The following is a 16,569-nucleotide window of genomic DNA, read 5'->3' on the forward strand; positions in this document are numbered from 1 at the left end:
GCCGGGCCCGTCAGACCTCTTCGACGCTGCTCGGCTCGCGCCGGGACAGGTCGATACCGAGCTCCTCCGCCGCGCGGAAGACGTCCTCGTCGGTGTCGCGCATCTCGATGGACATGCCGTCCGAGGACAGCACCTCCACGTTGAGGCAGAGCGACTGCATTTCCTTGATGAGCACCTTGAAGGACTCGGGAATGCCCGGCTCGGGGATGTTCTCGCCCTTGACGATGGCCTCGTAGACCTTCACGCGGCCGGTGACGTCGTCGGACTTGATGGTCAGCAGCTCCTGGAGGGCGTACGCGGCGCCGTAAGCCTCCAGCGCCCACACCTCCATCTCACCGAAGCGCTGGCCACCGAACTGCGCCTTACCACCCAGCGGCTGCTGCGTGATCATCGAGTACGGACCGGTCGAGCGGGCGTGGAGCTTGTCGTCGACCAGGTGGTGGAGCTTGAGGATGTACATGTACCCGACCGAGATCGGGTCCGGGAACGGCTCGCCGGAGCGGCCGTCGAACAGGCGCGCCTTACCGGTCGGGAGCACCATGCGCTCCCCGTCCCGGTTCGGGATCGTGTGCTGCAGGAGGCCGGCGAGCTCGTCCTCACGGGCACCGTCGAAGACCGGGGTCGCGACGTTGGTGCCGGGGGCGACCTGGTCGGCGCCGATGGCCTGCAGGCGCTGGGCCCACTCCTCCGAGAGACCCGAGACGTCCCAGCCGCGGCTGGCGAGCCAGCCGAGGTGGATCTCGAGGACCTGTCCCGGGTTCATTCGGGACGGGACACCCAGCGGGTTCAGGATGATGTCGACCGGAGTTCCGTCCTCGAGGAACGGCATGTCCTCGATCGGAAGGATCTTCGAGATGACGCCCTTGTTGCCGTGACGGCCGGCGAGCTTGTCACCGTCGGTGATCTTGCGCTTCTGGGCGACGTAGACGCGGACCAGCTGGTTCACGCCCGGGGGAAGCTCGTCACCCTCCTCGCGGTCGAAGACGCGGACGCCGATGACCTTGCCGGTCTCGCCGTGCGGCACCTTCAGCGAGGTGTCACGGACCTCACGGGCCTTCTCACCGAAGATCGCGCGGAGCAGGCGCTCCTCGGGGGTCAGCTCGGTCTCACCCTTCGGGGTGACCTTGCCGACGAGGATGTCGCCGGCGACGACCTCGGCACCGATACGGATGATGCCGCGCTCGTCGAGGTCCGCGAGGACCTCCTCGGAGACGTTCGGGATGTCCCGGGTGATCTCCTCGGGGCCGAGCTTGGTGTCACGGGCGTCGACCTCGTGCTCCTCGATGTGGATCGAGGAGAGGACGTCGTCCTGCACGAGGCGCTGCGACAGGATGATCGCGTCCTCGTAGTTGTGACCCTCCCACGGCATGAACGCCACGAGCAGGTTCTTGCCGAGGGCCATCTCGCCCTCTTCGGTCGCCGGACCGTCGGCCAGGACCTGGCCCTCGATCACGCGGTCGCCCTCGTTGACGACGACCTTCTGGTTGACCGAGGTGCCCTGGTTGGAGCGGGAGAACTTCGCGACGCGGTACGTGGTGTACGTGCCGTCGTCGTTGGCGACGGTGACGTAGTCGGCCGAGACCTCCTGGACCACACCGTCCTTCTCCGCCTTGATGACGTCACCGGCGTCGACCGCACAGCGGTACTCCATGCCGGTGCCGACCAGCGGGGCCTCCGCCTTGATGAGCGGAACGGCCTGGCGCATCATGTTCGCGCCCATGAGGGCACGGTTGGCGTCGTCGTGCTCCAGGAAGGGGATCATCGCGGTGGCGACGGACACCATCTGGCGCGGCGAGACGTCCATGTAGTCCACGTCCGACGGCTCGACGTAGTCGACCTCGCCGCCACGCTTGCGGACCAGGACGCGGTTCTCGGTGAAACGCAGGTCGTCGTCGAGCTTGGCGTTGGCCTGCGCGATGACGAAGCGGTCCTCCTCGTCGGCGGTGACGTAGTCGACCTCGTCGGTGACCTGGCCGTCGACGACCTTGCGGTACGGCGTCTCGATGAAGCCGAACGCGTTGACGCGGCCGTACGAGGCGAGCGAACCGATCAGACCGATGTTCGGGCCTTCGGGGGTCTCGATCGGGCACATGCGTCCGTAGTGGGACGGGTGCACGTCACGGACCTCGAAGCCGGCCCGCTCACGGCTCAGACCACCGGGGCCCAGCGCGGAGAGACGCCGCTTGTGCGTCAGACCGGACAGCGGGTTGTTCTGGTCCATGAACTGCGACAGCTGGCTGGTGCCGAAGAACTCCTTGATGGAGGCGACGACCGGCCGGATGTTGATCAGGGTCTGCGGCGTGATCGCCTCGACGTCCTGGGTGGTCATGCGCTCGCGGACGACGCGCTCCATACGAGCCAGACCCGTGCGGACCTGGTTCTGGATGAGCTCGCCGACGTTGCGCAGACGACGGTTGCCGAAGTGGTCGATGTCATCGACCTCGACGACGATGTTCGTGCCGTTCTCGCCGACGGTCTCGACCTCGCCCGCGTGGAGCTTCACGAGGTACTTGATCGTGGCGATGATGTCGTCGGTGGTCAGCACACCGGCGTCGAGCGGCTCGTCGGCCCCGAGCTTCTTGTTGACCTTGTAGCGGCCGACCTTCGCGAGGTCGTAGCGCTTCGGGTTGAAGTACAGGTTCTCGAGCAGCGTCTGCGCGGCCTCGCGGGTCGGCGGCTCGCCCGGACGCAGCTTGCGGTAGATGTCGAGCAGCGCGTCGTCCTGGCCCTGGGTGTGGTCCTTCTCCAGGGTGGCGCGCATGGACTCGTACTCGCCGAACTCCTCGAGGATCTGCTCGGTCGTCCAGCCGAGCGCCTTCAGGAGGACGGTCACGGACTGCTTGCGCTTGCGGTCGATGCGGACACCGACCATGTCGCGCTTGTCGACCTCCATCTCCAGCCAGGCACCCCGGGACGGGATGATCTTGGCGGAGAAGATGTCCTTGTCGGACGTCTTGTCGATGGAGGAGTCGAAGTAGACACCGGGCGAACGGACGAGCTGCGACACCACGACACGCTCGGTGCCGTTGATGACGAAGGTGCCCTTGTTCGTCATGAGCGGGAAGTCGCCCATGAAGACCGTCTGGGACTTGATCTCCCCGGTCTCGTTGTTGGTGAACTCGGCGGTGACGAAGAGCGGCGCGGCGTACGTGAAGTCGCGCTCCTTGCACTCGTCGACGGAGTTCTTCGCCGGCTCGAAGCGGTGGTCGCGGAAGGTCAGCGACATCGACCCGGAGAAGTCCTCGATCGGCGAGATCTCCTCGAAGATCTCTTCCAGACCGGACTTGGTGGGGACGTCCTGTCCACTCTCGAGAGCCGACTCGACGCGAGCCTTCCAGGCGGCGTTGCCGAGCAGCCAGTCAAAGCTCTCGGTCTGCAGCGCCAGGAGGTTCGGAACCTCGAGGGGCTCCTTGATCTTTGCAAAGGAGATGCGCAGCGGGGCAGTGCTGGCGCCGTTGTTCGTATTGGTCGAGGCGTTGCGCGAGGCGGCCAAGAGGGGGTCCTTCCGAGGGCTCGGACTCACTACGCGCGTACCGGTCCCAGCCGACACAAAGATGAGAAACCCCAGGTCAGGGAGGATCTATCAGGTGTGCTCGAGCGTGGGCATGCCCCTGGCGACGGGCAGGGGGCAGCTAACAGGCAGCGCAAAGGGTCAGTGTAGCCACTTGGCTCACTGATGTCCAGACCAGGTTTCTGGAGTCCGGCAACAGGCCTTCCCCTTGTTGTTCAACGCTGCGGCCCTCGTGTGCAGAGCGCGTATCAGTACTGCCCTCTTCGTAGTCGATCCATGCCTCGAATCTGGACCGACGTAGCGACGCGTCCTGAGAATTGCGCGCCGCGTGCCGTTCGTCAAGGCCCCCGGCCCCGTGCGGATCATCACCGGACCCCTGCCGCGGGGCAACGAAGATCACCATACCCCCCAAAGGCCCCACAGCAAGCCAAGCGTCACGGGAACGCCGAAGGGCGACCACCCTTACGGGTGATCGCCCTTCGTCACAAGCAGCTCCCGCAGCGGCCCCTCAGGGGCGCTCTGCGGTCAGCGGACCTGCGGAGCGGTCTTACTTGACCTCAACCGCGGCACCGGCGGCCTTGAGGGCCTCGGCGGCCTTGTCAGCGGCCTCCTTGTTGACCTTCTCGAGGACCGGCTTCGGGGTGCCGTCGACCAGGTCCTTGGCCTCCTTGAGGCCCAGGGAGGTCAGCTCGCGGACGACCTTGATGACCTGGATCTTCTTGTCGCCGGCGCCGGTGAGGATGACGTCGAACTCGTCCTTCTCCTCAACGGCGGCACCCGCGTCGCCACCACCGGCGGCCGGGGCGGCAACGGCGACGGCCGCGGCGGCGGTGACGTCGAACTTCTCCTCGAACGCCTTCACGAACTCGGAGAGCTCGATGAGGGTCATCTCCTCGAACTGCGCGAGCAGGTCTTCCTGAGACAGCTTCGCCATGATGGGCGATCCTTCCACTAATTCCGGCAGGTGCCGTATGTATCGAGAGGCGGGCGTACTTACGGCCCGCTACGACCCGCGCACTAGGCGGCGCGGATCAATGCGCGAGCCGAATTACTCGGCACCGCCCTGCTCGGCCTGCTTGGCGCGAAGGGCGTCCACGGTGCGGACGAGCTTCGACGGCAGCGCCTGGAAGAGCTGAGCAGCCTGAGACTGCTTGCCCTTGAACGCGCCGGCCAGCTTGCTGAGCAGAACCTCGCGGGACTCGAGGTCCGCAAGCTTCTTGATGTCGTCGGCGGAGAGAGCCTTGCCATCAAGGACACCGGCCTTGATGATCAGGTTCGGGTTCTCCTTGGCGAAGTCACGCAGAGCCTTCGCCGACTCCACCGGGTCCCCGGTGACGAAGGCGACCGCGGTCGGACCAGCGAAGTGCTCGTCCAGTGCGGTGATCCCAGCCTCGTTGGCCGCAATCTTGGTCAGCGTGTTCTTCACCACGGCGTACTGGGCGTTCTCACCGAGCGAACGACGCAGCGTCTTGAGCTGCGCCACGGTGAGACCCCGGTACTCGGTCAGCACGGCGGCAGACGAGCTCTGGAACATGTCCTTGAGCTCGGCTACGTCGGCAGCCTTGTCGGGCCTTGCCATAGAGCGTCGGCCTCCTTCCGGGTGATGAGGACCGCTCAGAAGGGGCTGAACAAACAAAACGCCCCGGCGCAGGCGCACGGGGCTTTGCTCGACCAGACGAGTCCGGGAGCATCTCCACTGTCACCTGCGCGGGTCGTCCGTCATGCAACGGATCCTTCGGCCGCCGCACCCTGTCGGGCACAGCAACGACCAGCGGTCTTTGGCTTCCTCGAAAGAGTACGGGAAGGGGGCGCGGAAATACAAATCGGGCCCCGCACCTCCGGAGAGGTGCGGGGCCCGACTGCCACTTTGCGAGCGCTCAGGCTCAGACCGCGGCCGGGTCCTCCTCGACGAGGAGGTTGCGGGTGCGGTTCGGGTCCAGCTGGATGCCGGGGCCCATGGTGGTGCTCAGGGCGGCCTTCTTGATGTAGCGGCCCTTCGCGGCGGACGGCTTCAGACGGAGGATCTCCTCCAGGGCCGCGCCGTAGTTCTCGACCAGCTTGTCATCGGAGAAGGAGACCTTGCCGATGATGAAGTGGAGGTTCGAGTGCTTGTCGACGCGGAACTCGATCTTGCCGCCCTTGATGTCCGTGACGGCCTTGGCCACGTCCATGGTGACGGTGCCCGTCTTCGGGTTCGGCATCAGACCACGCGGACCGAGCACGCGGCCGAGGCGGCCGACCTTGCCCATGAGGTCCGGGGTCGCGACGACCGCGTCGAACTCGTTCAGGCGGTTGCCCTTGGCGATCTCGTCGATCAGCTCGTCGGAGCCGACGATGTCGGCGCCAGCGGCCTCCGCGGCCGCAGCACGGTCACCGGTCGCGAAGACCAGGACCCGGGCGGTCTTACCGGTGCCGTGCGGGAGGTTCACGGTGCCACGGACCATCTGGTCGGCCTTGCGCGGGTCGACACCCAGGCGGAAGGCCACCTCGACGGTCGCGTCGAACTTGACGGACGAGGTCTCCTTGGCGAGACGGACGGCCTCGAGCGGGGCGTACAGCTTCTCCCGGTCGACCTTGGCGTCCGCAGCGCGGAGAGTCTTGCTGCGCTTCACTTCTGCTCCTGTTTTTTTGCTTCAGGTGTGGAGTCGTGGTGCGGGCCAGCGCGGGCCCTACCACTGGGGACACGGCGCCGCAGATGCGGCTCCGCCGTGCGAGAGGCTGATCAGCCCTCGACCGTGATGCCCATGGAACGGGCGGTGCCGGCGATGATCTTCTCGGCGGCGTCCAGGTCGTTGGCGTTCAGGTCGGGCATCTTGGTGGTGGCGATCTCGCGGACCTGGTCGCGCGTCAGCTTGGCGACCTTGGTCTTGTGCGGCTCGCCGGAGCCCTTGTCCACACCCGCGGCCTTGAGGATCAGACGGGCGGCCGGCGGAGTCTTGGTGACGAAGGTGAAGGAACGGTCCTCGTAGACCGTGATCTCCACCGGCACGACCATGCCACGCTGCGACTCGGTCGCGGCGTTGTAGGCCTTGCAGAACTCCATGATGTTGACGCCGTGCTGACCCAGCGCGGGACCGACCGGCGGAGCCGGGTTGGCCGCACCGGCCTGGATCTGGAGCTTGATAAGCCCCGTGACCTTCTTCTTCTTGGGAGGCATTGCTCTCTCCGGGTCCTAGTGAGAGTTTTCCAGCCGCCACCCGGTCATCCGGATGGAGGCATACCGCACCACGATAACGGGTATCGGTGCGGGGCTTAAAACCGAGCAGGTCAGACCGCCCTTCACGGGCCGGTCTGACCTGTCCGAAGCTTTCGCCCAGAAGCTGTGATCAGTTCTTCTGGATCTGGTCGAAGCTCAGCTCGACCGGGGTCTCGCGACCGAAGATCTCGACGAGGCCCTTGACCTTCTTCGAGTCCGGGTTGATCTCGTTGATCGTCGCCTGGAGCGTGGCGAACGGGCCGTCGGTGACGGTGACCGAGTCGCCGACCTCGAAGTCCAGGACCTCGATGGTGCGCTTGACGGCGGGGGCCGGCAGGCCCGCGGCCTCGGCGGCGGCCTTGTCGGCCTTCTCCTTGGCCTCCGGGGCGAGCATCTTGACGATCTCGTCCAGGGTCAGCGGGTACGGGTCGTACGCGTTGCCCACGAAGCCGGTGACACCGGGGGTGTTGCGGACGACGCCCCAGGACTCGTTCGTCAGGTCCATGCGGACGAGCACGTAGCCGGGCAGCTTGTTCTGCCGGACGTTCTTGCGCTCGCCGTTCTTGATCTGGACGATCTCTTCCTCGGGCACCTCGGCCTGGTAGATGAACTCCTCGACGTTCAGCGAGACGGCGCGCTGCTCCAGGTTGGCCTTCACGCGCTTCTCGTAGCCCGCGTAGGTGTGGATCACGTACCACTCGCCCGGGAGCAGGCGGAGCTCGTCGCGGAGGGCCTCGATCGGGTCGACGGGCTCGGCCGGAGCGGCCTCCTCCTCGGCCTCGGCCTCGACGGCCTCGACCTCGGCGGTCTCGTCGGCGTCGCCGGCCTCGAAGGCGTCGGCGGCCTCGTCGGCGTCCTCGTCGTCCTCGACGTGCAGCGCGGCCTCCTCGGCGGCGTCGCCGGCCTCGTCGTCCGCGAACTCGGCCTCGTCAGGGTCCACAGCGTCCGCGCCCTCGACGATGTCGAGCTCGTCCTCGACGGACTCGACGGAGTCGTGGCTCACGTTCAGGTTCGGGTCAGACACGGTGGCTGCTTCTTCCTGGATACAAAGAGGGGTGGAACATGCGAAAACGGGCGGTCGCCTCATCAAGGCGCCGCCCTCCGCGGGGATCAGCCGAAGACGTACTTGATGGCTTCCTGGAACCCATAGTCAATCACGGTAACCAGGGCAATCATGATGACAACGAAGACAATCACCACAGTGGTGTACGTCGTCAGCTGGCTGCGAGTCGGCCAGACGACCTTGCGGAGTTCCGCAACGATCTGGCGGTAGAAGAGCGCGAGGCGGCCCAGAGGGCCCTTCTTTCCGCGCTTGCCGCCCTTGCGGGCCTTCTTCTCGCGGGTCTCGTCCTCGGCGTCAGGCATGTCGATGGAGCCAAGGGCGTCCGTCACGTCTCTCACCTGAATCCGGGTCATGGCCGTGCCGCGCCCGGTTGAGCCGCACGGCGTTCATCGAAGTACGTACCTGCGCACACATCCGGTAAGGAGTGTGGAGCAGGGCCGGAGGGACTCGAACCCCCAACCCCTGGTTTTGGAGACCAGTGCTCTACCAATTGAGCTACGACCCTTTGCTGCGTCCCCCAACCTACAGCATCCGAGCGGGTGCGGGGTGTGCCCGCGTCCCGGATCTGCGGCTGGTGAGGACCAACGACAGGTGAGTGTACGTGGTCTTGGTCGCCGCGTCGAACAGAAAGGACCGGACGGGTGCCGTCCGGTCCCTGAAACGGTGTGCCGGGGCCGTACGAGGTCTGGGACGATTGGCCGCATGACCTCTGCAACGCCTCCCACCGAGCGCCGGGTGTCTGCCCGCATCGGCGCCATCTCCGAGTCCGCCACCCTCGCCGTCGACGCCAAGGCCAAGGCCCTCAAGGCCGCCGGGCGACCGGTCATCGGCTTCGGTGCCGGCGAGCCCGACTTCCCGACCCCCGACTACATCGTCGAGGCCGCGGTGGAGGCCTGCCGCGACCCGAAGTTCCACCGCTACACGCCGGCCGGCGGTCTGCCGGAGCTGAAGAAGGCCATCGCGGAGAAGACGCTCCGCGACTCCGGCTACGAGGTCGACGCCTCCCAGGTGCTGGTGACCAACGGTGGCAAGCAGGCGATCTACAACGCCTTCGCCACGATCCTGGACCCGGGTGACGAGGTCATCGTCCCTGCCCCGTACTGGACCACCTACCCGGAGTCGATCCAGCTCGCCGGCGGTGTCCCGGTCGAGGTCGTCGCCGACGAGACCACCGGCTACCGCGTCTCCGTCGAGCAGCTGGAGGCCGCGCGCACCGAGCGCACCAAGGTCGTCCTGTTCGTCTCCCCCTCGAACCCGACCGGTGCGGTCTACAGCGAGGAGGACGCGAAGGCGATCGGCGAGTGGGCCGCCGAGCACGGCCTGTGGGTCCTCACCGACGAGATCTACGAGCACCTCGTCTACGGCGACGCGACCTTCACCTCGCTGCCGGTGCTGGTCCCCGCCCTGCGCGACAAGTGCATCATCGTCAACGGCGTCGCCAAGACGTACGCGATGACGGGCTGGCGCGTCGGGTGGGTCATCGGCCCCCAGGACGTCATCAAGGCCGCGACCAACCTGCAGTCGCACGCCACGTCCAACGTCTCCAACGTCGCGCAGATCGCCGCGCTGGCCGCCGTCTCGGGCGACCTGGACGCCGTCGCGGAGATGCGGAAGTCCTTCGACCGCCGCCGCCAGACCATGGTCCGGATGCTGAACGAGATCGACGGCGTGGTCTGCCCGACGCCCGAGGGCGCCTTCTACGCGTACCCGTCGGTGAAGGGCCTGCTGGGCAAGGAGATCCGCGGCAAGCGCCCGCAGACCTCCGTCGAGCTCGCCGCGCTGATCCTGGACGAGGCCGAGGTCGCGGTCGTCCCGGGCGAGGCCTTCGGCACGCCGGGCTACCTGCGCCTGTCGTACGCGCTGGGCGACGAGGACCTCGTCGAGGGCGTCTCGCGCATCCAGAAGCTCCTGGCCGAGGCCAAGGCCTAGAGCTGCCCGCAGCCACCCCCTGAGCGGCGCCCTCCCTTCCGGGAGGCGCCGCTCAGGCGTTTGGGGCCCGGCGGGTCTGGGGCGGCGCCTCCGGGGGGCCGTCGGAGCTCCCGCTTCTGCGTTCGGAGCGGCGCCCGATCGGGAAAACGCACTCCCGCTCGGCGCGTGCGTACGGCAGGATCACCAAATGGAGCACGCACGCGATCTCACGCTTCTGCCGAAGGCCCACCTGCACCTGCACTTCACCGGGTCCATGCGGCCCTCGACGCTGCTCGACCTCGCCGACAAGTACGGCGTCCGGCTGCCCGACGCCCTGACCGCCGGCGAGCCACCCCGGCTCCGCGCCACCGACGAGCGCGGCTGGTTCCGCTTCCAGCGGCTCTACGACGCGGCGCGCTCCTGTCTGCGGGAGCCGGAGGACATCCAGCGGCTGGTCCGCGAGGCCGCCGAGGAGGACGTACGCGACGGCGGCGGCTGGCTGGAGATCCAGGTCGACCCCACCTCGTACGCCCCTCACCTCGGCGGACTGATCCCCGCGGTGGAGGTGATCCTGGACGCGGTGGATTCCGCTTCCCGTGAGACCGGGCTCGGGATGCGGGTGCTGATCGCCGCGAACCGGATGAAGCACCCGCTGGACGCCCGGACCCTCGCCCGGCTCGCGGTGCGCTACGCCGACCGCGGCGTGGTGGGCTTCGGCCTCTCCAACGACGAGCGTCGCGGCATGGCCCGCGACTTCGACCGGGCCTTCGCCATCGCCCGGGAGGGCGGCCTGCTGGCGGCCCCGCACGGCGGCGAGCTGACCGGACCGGCGTCCGTCCGGGACTGCCTGGACGACCTGCACGCGGCCCGGATCGGGCACGGGGTGCGCGCCGCGGAGGACCCGCGGCTGCTCCAGCGGCTGGCGGACCGGCAGGTGACCTGCGAGGTCTGCCCGGCCTCGAACGTGGCACTGGGCGTGTACGAGAAGCCCGAGGACGTCCCGCTGCGCACCCTCTTCGAGGCGGGCGTGCCGCTGGCGCTGGGCGCGGACGACCCGCTGCTCTTCGGATCCCGGCTGGCCGCGCAGTACGAGATCGCGCGCCGGCACCACGGCTTCACGGACGCGGAGCTGGCCGAGCTGGCACGTCAGTCGGTGCGCGGTTCCGCGGCGCCGGAGGACGTCCGTACGAAGCTGCTCGCCGGGATCGACGACTGGCTGACCGCGGACGGCTGAGCGGGGCCGTGGGTGACGCCCTGGGCGGGCACGCCCTGGGCGGGGGCGCGGGTGAGCCGGAGGTCGCCCTCGTGGCAGTCGCAGATCACCCGGCCGGCCGGGAAGACGATCTCCAGTCGGCTGCGGCCGTGGTCGGGCAGGGCGAACTCGGCCACCGAGGCGACGGTCTCGCCGAGGTGGCGCAGGAACGGGTGGTCGCCGAGGTCCTCGCCGACCTCGACGCGCCCCCACTCCCCCAGGTCGTACGGCTCGTGGGGCGGGGCGCACTCGACGATCAGGCAGTGGTCGGACCCGGTGGTGATGCGGGTGATCTCGCCCTCGCTGTCCGTCAGCCAGACGTCGAGGGGCAGCTCGGAGCGCTCGCCGTCGCTGACGTGCCAGGAGGCGACGACCTTTTCGACGGCACGCCCGACCAGGCGTGTGGGGTCCGCGCCGGACCCGTGCAGAGGACAGCGCATCGGTGGCGGGGACCTGTCAGATGCGGACGCCGACCGTGACCGGCTCGTTGACGAGGGTCACGCCGAAGGCCTCGTGGACGCCGGCGACGACCTCGCGGGCGAGCGTGAGGAGGTCCTCGGTGGTGGCCTGGCCCCGGTTGGTCAGGGCGAGGGTGTGCTTGGTGGAGATGCGGGCGGGGCCGGTGCCGTAGCCCTTGGTGAAGCCGGCCTTGTCGATCAGCCAGGCCGCGGAGGTCTTGGTCCGGCCCTCGCCCGCGGGGTAGGCGGGCGGCACGGTGTCGGGGCCGAGGCGGTCCTGGACGCGGGCGAGGAAGTCGGCGTACGCCTCGTCGGTGAGGATCGGGTTGGTGAAGAAGGATCCGGCGGACCAGGTGTCGTGGTCGGCGGGGTCGAGGACCATGCCCTTGCCGGCGCGCAGGCGCAGGACGGTCTCGCGCGCCTGGGCGGCCGGGACGCGGTCGCCGGCCTCGACGCCGAGGGCGCGCGCGGTCTCGGGGTACTTGATGGGCGCGGAGAGCCCGCCGGCGTCCTCCAGGAGGAACCGGACCCGGAGCACGACGTACCGGTCGGGGTGGTCCTTGAAGAGGCTGTGGCGGTACGAGAAGGCGCACTCGGCGTTGGTCAGGGTGACCGTTTCGCCGAGGACGCGGTCGTAGGCGACGACCTCGGTGATGGTGCTGGAGACTTCCTGGCCGTAGGCGCCGACGTTCTGGATCGGGGTGGCGCCGGCGGAGCCGGGGATGCCGGCGAGGCACTCGATGCCGGCCAGGCCGGCCTCCACGGTGCGGGCGACGGCGTCGCTCCAGTTCTCGCCGGCGGCGAGTTCGAGGGCGGTGCCGTCGAGGGTGAAGCCGGTGGTGGCGATGCGCAGCGCGGTTCCGGCGAAGCCCCCGTCTCCGATGACCAGGTTGCTGCCCCCGCCGATGACCAGCAGCGGAGTGCCGCTCTCGTCGGCGGCGCGGACGGCGGAGACCACCTCGGCGTCGGTGGTCGCGGTGACCAGCCGGGTGGCCGGACCGCCGAGGCGGAAGGTGGTCAGCGGGGCGAGCGGGGCGTCGTGGAGTTCCTGCACGTGGACAAGAGTACGGTCCGTGGCCCGCCGGACCGGCGTGGCCACGGACCGCATCGCGGCACGTGGTGTCGTACGTGTCACACCCGGGCCGGGACGGCCTGCTCGGCCGGGGCCTGCGCGGGGGCCGGGGCGGGGGTGCGCCGGCGGCCGGGGATCAGCAGGGCGAAGGCTGCGGCGACCGCGACGGCCGCGGCGCCTATCCACAGGGCGGGGACGGTGCCGTCGACGAAGGCGGTGGGGCTCTCGTAGCCGCCCTGGGCGGAGAACACCGAGGCCAGGACCGCGACGCCGAGGGCGCCGCCGACCTCGCGGAGGGCGTTGTTGGCGCCGGAGGCCTTGCCCTGGTCGGCGTGGGAGACGGTGGACATCAGGACGTTCGCGGCGGGGGCGAAGTACATGGCCATGCCGATGCCGCTGATGATCAGTGCCGGGAGCTGGGCGGCGTACGGCACGTCGGGTTCGAGGATCAGGGCGAACCAGGCGAGGCCGGCGGCCTGGAGCGCGAGGCCCGCGGCGACGACGGGGCGGCCGCCGATGCGGTCGGAGAGGGCTCCGGCGAAGGGGGCGACCAGCATGGGCATGCCGGTCCAGGGGAGCATCCGCAGGCCGGCCTCGGTGGGCGAGTAGCCGGCGACCCCCTGGAGGAACTGGCTCAGCAGGAAGATCGAGCCGAACATGCCGAGGAACATCAGCAGGCTGGCGATGTTGATGCCGAGGAAGCCGCGGTCGCGGAAGAGCCGCATGGGCAGCATGGGGTTCCTGGCGCGCATGCCGTGGACGACGAAGGCGAGGGTGAGGGCGCTGCCGGCGATCAGGCCGGTGAGGACGGGGGCGCTGGTCCAGCCCTCGGCGTTGGCGTTGACCAGGGCGTAGACGATGCCGAAGAGTCCGGCGCTGATCATCAGGGTGCCGGGGACGTCGAGGCGTGCGGTGGGCGCCTGGGACTCGGCGAGGCGGAGCCGGGCGAGGACCAGCAGGGCCAGGCCGACGGGCACGTTGAGCCAGAAGATCCACTGCCAGGAGAAGTGCTCGGTGAGGCTGCCGCCGATGAGGGGTCCGCTGGCGACGGCGAGGCCGGTGACGGCGCCGAAGATGCCGAGGGCCATGCCGCGGCGGGCGGCGGGGACGGCGGTGGTGAGCAGGGTGAGGGTGATCGGCATCATCACGGCGGCGCCGACGCCCTGGACGGCGCGGGCGGCGATCAGGGCGTCGATGCCGGGCGAGAGGGCGGCCGCGGCGGAGGCGCCGGTGAAGACGGCGAGGCCGGCGATGAAGAGCCGGCGGCGGCCGAAGCGGTCGCCGAGCGCGGAGCCGAGCATGAGCAGGACGGCGAAGGTGAGCGTGTAGGCGTTCACCGTCCACTCCAGGTCCTCCAGCTTTCCGCCGAGGTCGGTGCGGATGGCGGGGAGCGCGGTGGTGACGACCAGGTTGTCCAGGGCCGCCATGAACCCGGCGACGCTGGTGATGACGAGGGCCCAGACGGCCGGGCCGCGGAGGCCGGTGCCGCCGTCGGAGTCCTTCGTGCCCGTGGTGGCCGTCGTGCCCTTCGGGCTCTCGGGCCTCTTCGGGCTCTCGGTGCTGTGGGTGCTCTCGCTCATGGCTTCCCCAGAGAGTGAGTTAGTTATTGATGACTAACTTTCGTGGACAGAGGTGGGCCCGGGACCGCGGGGCGCCCGGACCTGCTCCGGAGCCCCGGTGCGCGGGGGTTACTTCTCCAGCCGGCCCTTGGCGCGGGCGGAGGGGTAGAGGGCTTCCCAGACGCGGTGCTCGGGCGGGAAGCCCATGGCGGCGAGGGTGTTGATGAGCATTCCGTGCGCCATGAAGCTGGTGGTCTCGCCGACGTCGCCGCCGAGCGGCACGCCGACCGTGTCCCAGAGCTCCATCCAGCCGGTGCGGACCATCTCGCCGAACTCGTGCTCCCCCGCGGCCTCGGCGGCCGCGACGGTGACGTAGACCTGGAGCTGGAGCTGGAGCTTCTCGGGGTCCTCCGTGATCAGCCGCGTGTAGGCGTTGGCCATGGCGGCCAGGGCCTCGTGGCCCTCCAGCCCTTCGGCGGCCTCGGTGAACAGCCGCTGCATCCCTTCCAGGCAGCGGGCGGCCGCCGCCAGGAAGATGGCCTGCTTGTTGGGGAAGAGCCGGAAGAGGTAGGGCTGCGAGACACCCACGCGCTTGGCGATGGCCTCCGTGGACGTGCCGTAGTACCCGCCGCGGGCGAACTCACCCATGGCGGCCCGGATCACGCTCTCGCGCCGCTCCTCCGCACTCATCCTGACCATGAGTTCAAGTTAGTGGTTAATAACTAACTAAGTCAAGGGGGTGGGGCGGCCGGGTACGACGGAGGGGCCGGGCACGACGGGCCGGGGTACGACGGAGGGGGCCGGGAAAACCCCGGCCCCCTCCGGACGCGTGCCACACTCAGGCGAGGCGGACCACCGCGCGGGACATGCCCAGCACCTTCTGGCCGGCGCTGGTGGCGGTGAGGTCGACGCGCACCTGGTTGTCGTCCAGCAGCGCCGCGACCTTGGCGCTGACCTCGATCAGCGCGCCCAGGTCGTCATTGGGGACCACCACCGGCTTGGTGAAGCGGACGCCGTACTCCACGACCGCGGCCGGGTCGCCGGCCCAGTCGGTGACGACGCGGATCGCCTCGGCCATGGTGAACATGCCGTGCGCGATCACGTCCGGCAGCCCGACCTCCTTGGCGAACTTCTCGTTCCAGTGGATCGGGTTGAAGTCGCCGGAGGCGCCGGCGTACTGGACGAGCGTGGCGCGCGTCACGGGGAAGCTCTGCGCGGGCAGCTCGGTGCCGACCTCGACGTCGGCGTACGCGATCTTCGCAGTCATCTCAGGCCTCCTCGGCCGCACGCGCGACCAGCTTCGTCCACGCCGTCACGACGTGCTCACCGGTCTCGTCGTGGACCTCGCCGCGGATGTCCAGGATGTCGTTCCCGGCCAGCGACTTGATCGCCTCGATGGTGGAGGTGACGGAGAGCCGGTCGCCGGCGCGCACCGGGCGGGTGTACGAGAACTTCTGGTCGCCGTGGACGACGCGGCTGTAGTCCAGGCCCAGCTGCGGGTCCTCGATCACGAGCCCGGCCGCCTTGAAGGTGATGGCGAACACGAAGGTCGGCGGCGCGATCACGTCCTGGTGCCCGAGCGCCTTGGCGGCCTCCGGGTCGCGGTACGCGGGATTGTCGTCACCCACCGCGACCGCGAATTCCCGGATCTTCTCCCGGCCGACCTCGTAGGGCTCGGTGGGCGGATAGGTGCGCCCCACGAAGGACTGGTCGAGCGCCATGGCTCACTACCTCCTGGTAGAAACAGCGGAAACGACATGAGGCCGTCCCCCGGAAGGGGACGACCTCATGACTGTGCCTTTTGGTCCGAAGACTCGCTGGTTAGCGGGTCTCGCGGTGCGCGGTGTGCGAGTTGCAGCGCGGGCAGTGCTTCTTCATCTCAAGACGGTCCGGGTTGTTGCGCCGGTTCTTCTTGGTGATGTAGTTCCGCTCCTTGCACTCCACGCAGGCCAGCGTGATCTTCGGGCGGACGTCGGTGGCAGCCACGTGAGTGCTCCTTGACGGACGGATGGACGGATGAACGCAGAAAAGAGTAGCCGATCGGGAGACCGACCCCACAATCGGCTACTGTGTGTAGCGGTGACCGGACTTGAACCGGTGACACAGCGATTATGAGCCGCTTGCTCTACCGACTGAGCTACACCGCTTTGATGAGAGCAGCTCCCCCGCCCGGAGGCGGGGGAACCTTTCTCACCAGAGCCCCAATGCGGAATCGAACCGCAGACCTTCTCCTTACCATGGAGACGCTCTACCGACTGAGCTATTGGGGCGAGCAGGGAAGACATTACACGGCCTTCCGCCGATCGCCCAAATCCGTTGTGCGGCGGCCGTCGCCGGGGCGTTCCCGGCCCGTATCCCGGCCGTCTCCCGCGACGCGTCCGCCCCGTACGGGCCGCCCGTCCCGCGGGGAGCGGGGCACCACACCGGTATGACTATTCGGCTCCTCCGTGAAGCTCCCCCCATGGGCCCCTAGGCTCGGACCACGCTGCGTGATCTTGGGCCCTCGCCCCCGGGCACCGCCGGTCCAGGAACCGCCAGAGCCCCCGCAGG

Annotated in this window: 16 protein-coding genes and 3 tRNA genes; 2 read left to right on the forward strand and 17 right to left on the reverse strand. The window is 68.8% G+C overall.

Annotation, left to right across the window (positions count from 1 at the left end):
- Positions 1-10: 10 nt before the first annotated feature.
- The 8 genes from rpoB to ACIQUR_RS14490 form a co-directional block, all read right to left on the reverse strand.
- Positions 11-3,493 (reverse strand): DNA-directed RNA polymerase subunit beta, encoded by a 3,483-nt coding sequence (gene rpoB, locus ACIQUR_RS14455; RefSeq protein ID WP_403663502.1) that lies wholly within the window; start codon positions 3,491-3,493, stop codon positions 11-13.
- Positions 3,494-4,058: 565 nt separating this feature from the next.
- Complete coding sequence (rplL, locus tag ACIQUR_RS14460; protein WP_403663505.1) at positions 4,059-4,445, reverse strand: 50S ribosomal protein L7/L12; 387 nt, start codon at positions 4,443-4,445, stop codon at positions 4,059-4,061.
- 114 nt (positions 4,446-4,559) lie between these two features.
- Positions 4,560-5,090 (reverse strand): 50S ribosomal protein L10, encoded by a 531-nt coding sequence (gene rplJ / locus ACIQUR_RS14465; RefSeq protein WP_403663508.1) that lies wholly within the window; start codon positions 5,088-5,090, stop codon positions 4,560-4,562.
- A 304-nt stretch (positions 5,091-5,394) separates the two neighbouring features.
- Positions 5,395-6,123, reverse strand: coding sequence for a 50S ribosomal protein L1 (gene rplA / locus ACIQUR_RS14470; protein WP_399945992.1), 729 nt, complete (start codon positions 6,121-6,123; stop codon positions 5,395-5,397).
- 110 nt (positions 6,124-6,233) lie between these two features.
- Positions 6,234-6,668, reverse strand: a complete 435-nt coding sequence (rplK, locus tag ACIQUR_RS14475; RefSeq protein ID WP_399945990.1) for a 50S ribosomal protein L11 — start codon at positions 6,666-6,668, stop codon at positions 6,234-6,236.
- Between the two features lie 169 nt (positions 6,669-6,837).
- The gene (gene nusG, locus ACIQUR_RS14480) at positions 6,838-7,731 is read right to left on the reverse strand and encodes a transcription termination/antitermination protein NusG (RefSeq protein ID WP_403663512.1); all 894 of its coding nucleotides are present in this window, start codon (positions 7,729-7,731) and stop codon (positions 6,838-6,840) included.
- A gap of 86 nt (positions 7,732-7,817) precedes the next feature.
- Positions 7,818-8,099 carry a preprotein translocase subunit SecE gene (gene secE / locus ACIQUR_RS14485; protein ID WP_399945985.1) on the reverse strand — a complete coding sequence of 94 codons (282 nt, stop codon included), beginning with the start codon at positions 8,097-8,099 and terminating at the stop codon, positions 7,818-7,820.
- A 103-nt stretch (positions 8,100-8,202) separates the two neighbouring features.
- Positions 8,203-8,275, reverse strand: a tRNA-Trp gene (locus ACIQUR_RS14490).
- A gap of 197 nt (positions 8,276-8,472) precedes the next feature.
- On the opposite strand from ACIQUR_RS14490, the gene ACIQUR_RS14495 reads away from it, so the two are divergent.
- Positions 8,473-9,699: a pyridoxal phosphate-dependent aminotransferase gene (locus ACIQUR_RS14495; protein WP_403663516.1), complete on the forward strand. Its 1,227-nt coding sequence runs from the start codon at positions 8,473-8,475 to the stop codon at positions 9,697-9,699.
- Between the two features lie 187 nt (positions 9,700-9,886).
- Positions 9,887-10,912: an adenosine deaminase gene (locus ACIQUR_RS14500; RefSeq protein ID WP_403663519.1), complete on the forward strand. Its 1,026-nt coding sequence runs from the start codon at positions 9,887-9,889 to the stop codon at positions 10,910-10,912.
- Here the strand turns inward: ACIQUR_RS14500 and ACIQUR_RS14505 are convergent.
- The 9 genes from ACIQUR_RS14505 to ACIQUR_RS14545 form a co-directional block, all read right to left on the reverse strand.
- Positions 10,825-11,370, reverse strand: coding sequence for a hypothetical protein (locus ACIQUR_RS14505; RefSeq protein ID WP_403663522.1), 546 nt, complete (start codon positions 11,368-11,370; stop codon positions 10,825-10,827). The two genes, ACIQUR_RS14500 and ACIQUR_RS14505, sit on opposite strands and share 88 nt — an antisense overlap.
- Positions 11,371-11,386: 16 nt before the next feature.
- Positions 11,387-12,442, reverse strand: a complete 1,056-nt coding sequence (locus ACIQUR_RS14510; RefSeq protein ID WP_403663525.1) for a UDP-N-acetylmuramate dehydrogenase — start codon at positions 12,440-12,442, stop codon at positions 11,387-11,389.
- Between the two features lie 77 nt (positions 12,443-12,519).
- Positions 12,520-14,040, reverse strand: coding sequence for a DHA2 family efflux MFS transporter permease subunit (locus ACIQUR_RS14515; protein WP_403663528.1), 1,521 nt, complete (start codon positions 14,038-14,040; stop codon positions 12,520-12,522).
- A gap of 108 nt (positions 14,041-14,148) precedes the next feature.
- Positions 14,149-14,718, reverse strand: coding sequence for a TetR/AcrR family transcriptional regulator (locus ACIQUR_RS14520; RefSeq protein WP_403663531.1), 570 nt, complete (start codon positions 14,716-14,718; stop codon positions 14,149-14,151).
- A 139-nt stretch (positions 14,719-14,857) separates the two neighbouring features.
- Positions 14,858-15,286: a MaoC family dehydratase gene (locus ACIQUR_RS14525; RefSeq protein WP_403663534.1), complete on the reverse strand. Its 429-nt coding sequence runs from the start codon at positions 15,284-15,286 to the stop codon at positions 14,858-14,860.
- A gap of 1 nt (position 15,287) precedes the next feature.
- Positions 15,288-15,740 (reverse strand): MaoC family dehydratase N-terminal domain-containing protein, encoded by a 453-nt coding sequence (locus ACIQUR_RS14530; RefSeq protein WP_403663537.1) that lies wholly within the window; start codon positions 15,738-15,740, stop codon positions 15,288-15,290.
- A 100-nt stretch (positions 15,741-15,840) separates the two neighbouring features.
- Entirely contained in the window at positions 15,841-16,005 is a 165-nt protein-coding gene (rpmG, locus tag ACIQUR_RS14535; RefSeq protein ID WP_003956487.1) for a 50S ribosomal protein L33, read from the reverse strand.
- 88 nt (positions 16,006-16,093) lie between these two features.
- A tRNA-Met gene (locus ACIQUR_RS14540) sits at positions 16,094-16,166 on the reverse strand.
- Between the two features lie 50 nt (positions 16,167-16,216).
- Positions 16,217-16,289: transfer RNA gene (locus tag ACIQUR_RS14545), tRNA-Thr, on the reverse strand.
- Between the last annotated feature and the right edge of the window lie 280 nt (positions 16,290-16,569).

The organism is Streptomyces sp. NPDC101132 (assembly GCF_044759225.1).
Taxonomy (GTDB): Bacteria; Actinomycetota; Actinomycetes; order Streptomycetales; family Streptomycetaceae; genus Streptomyces.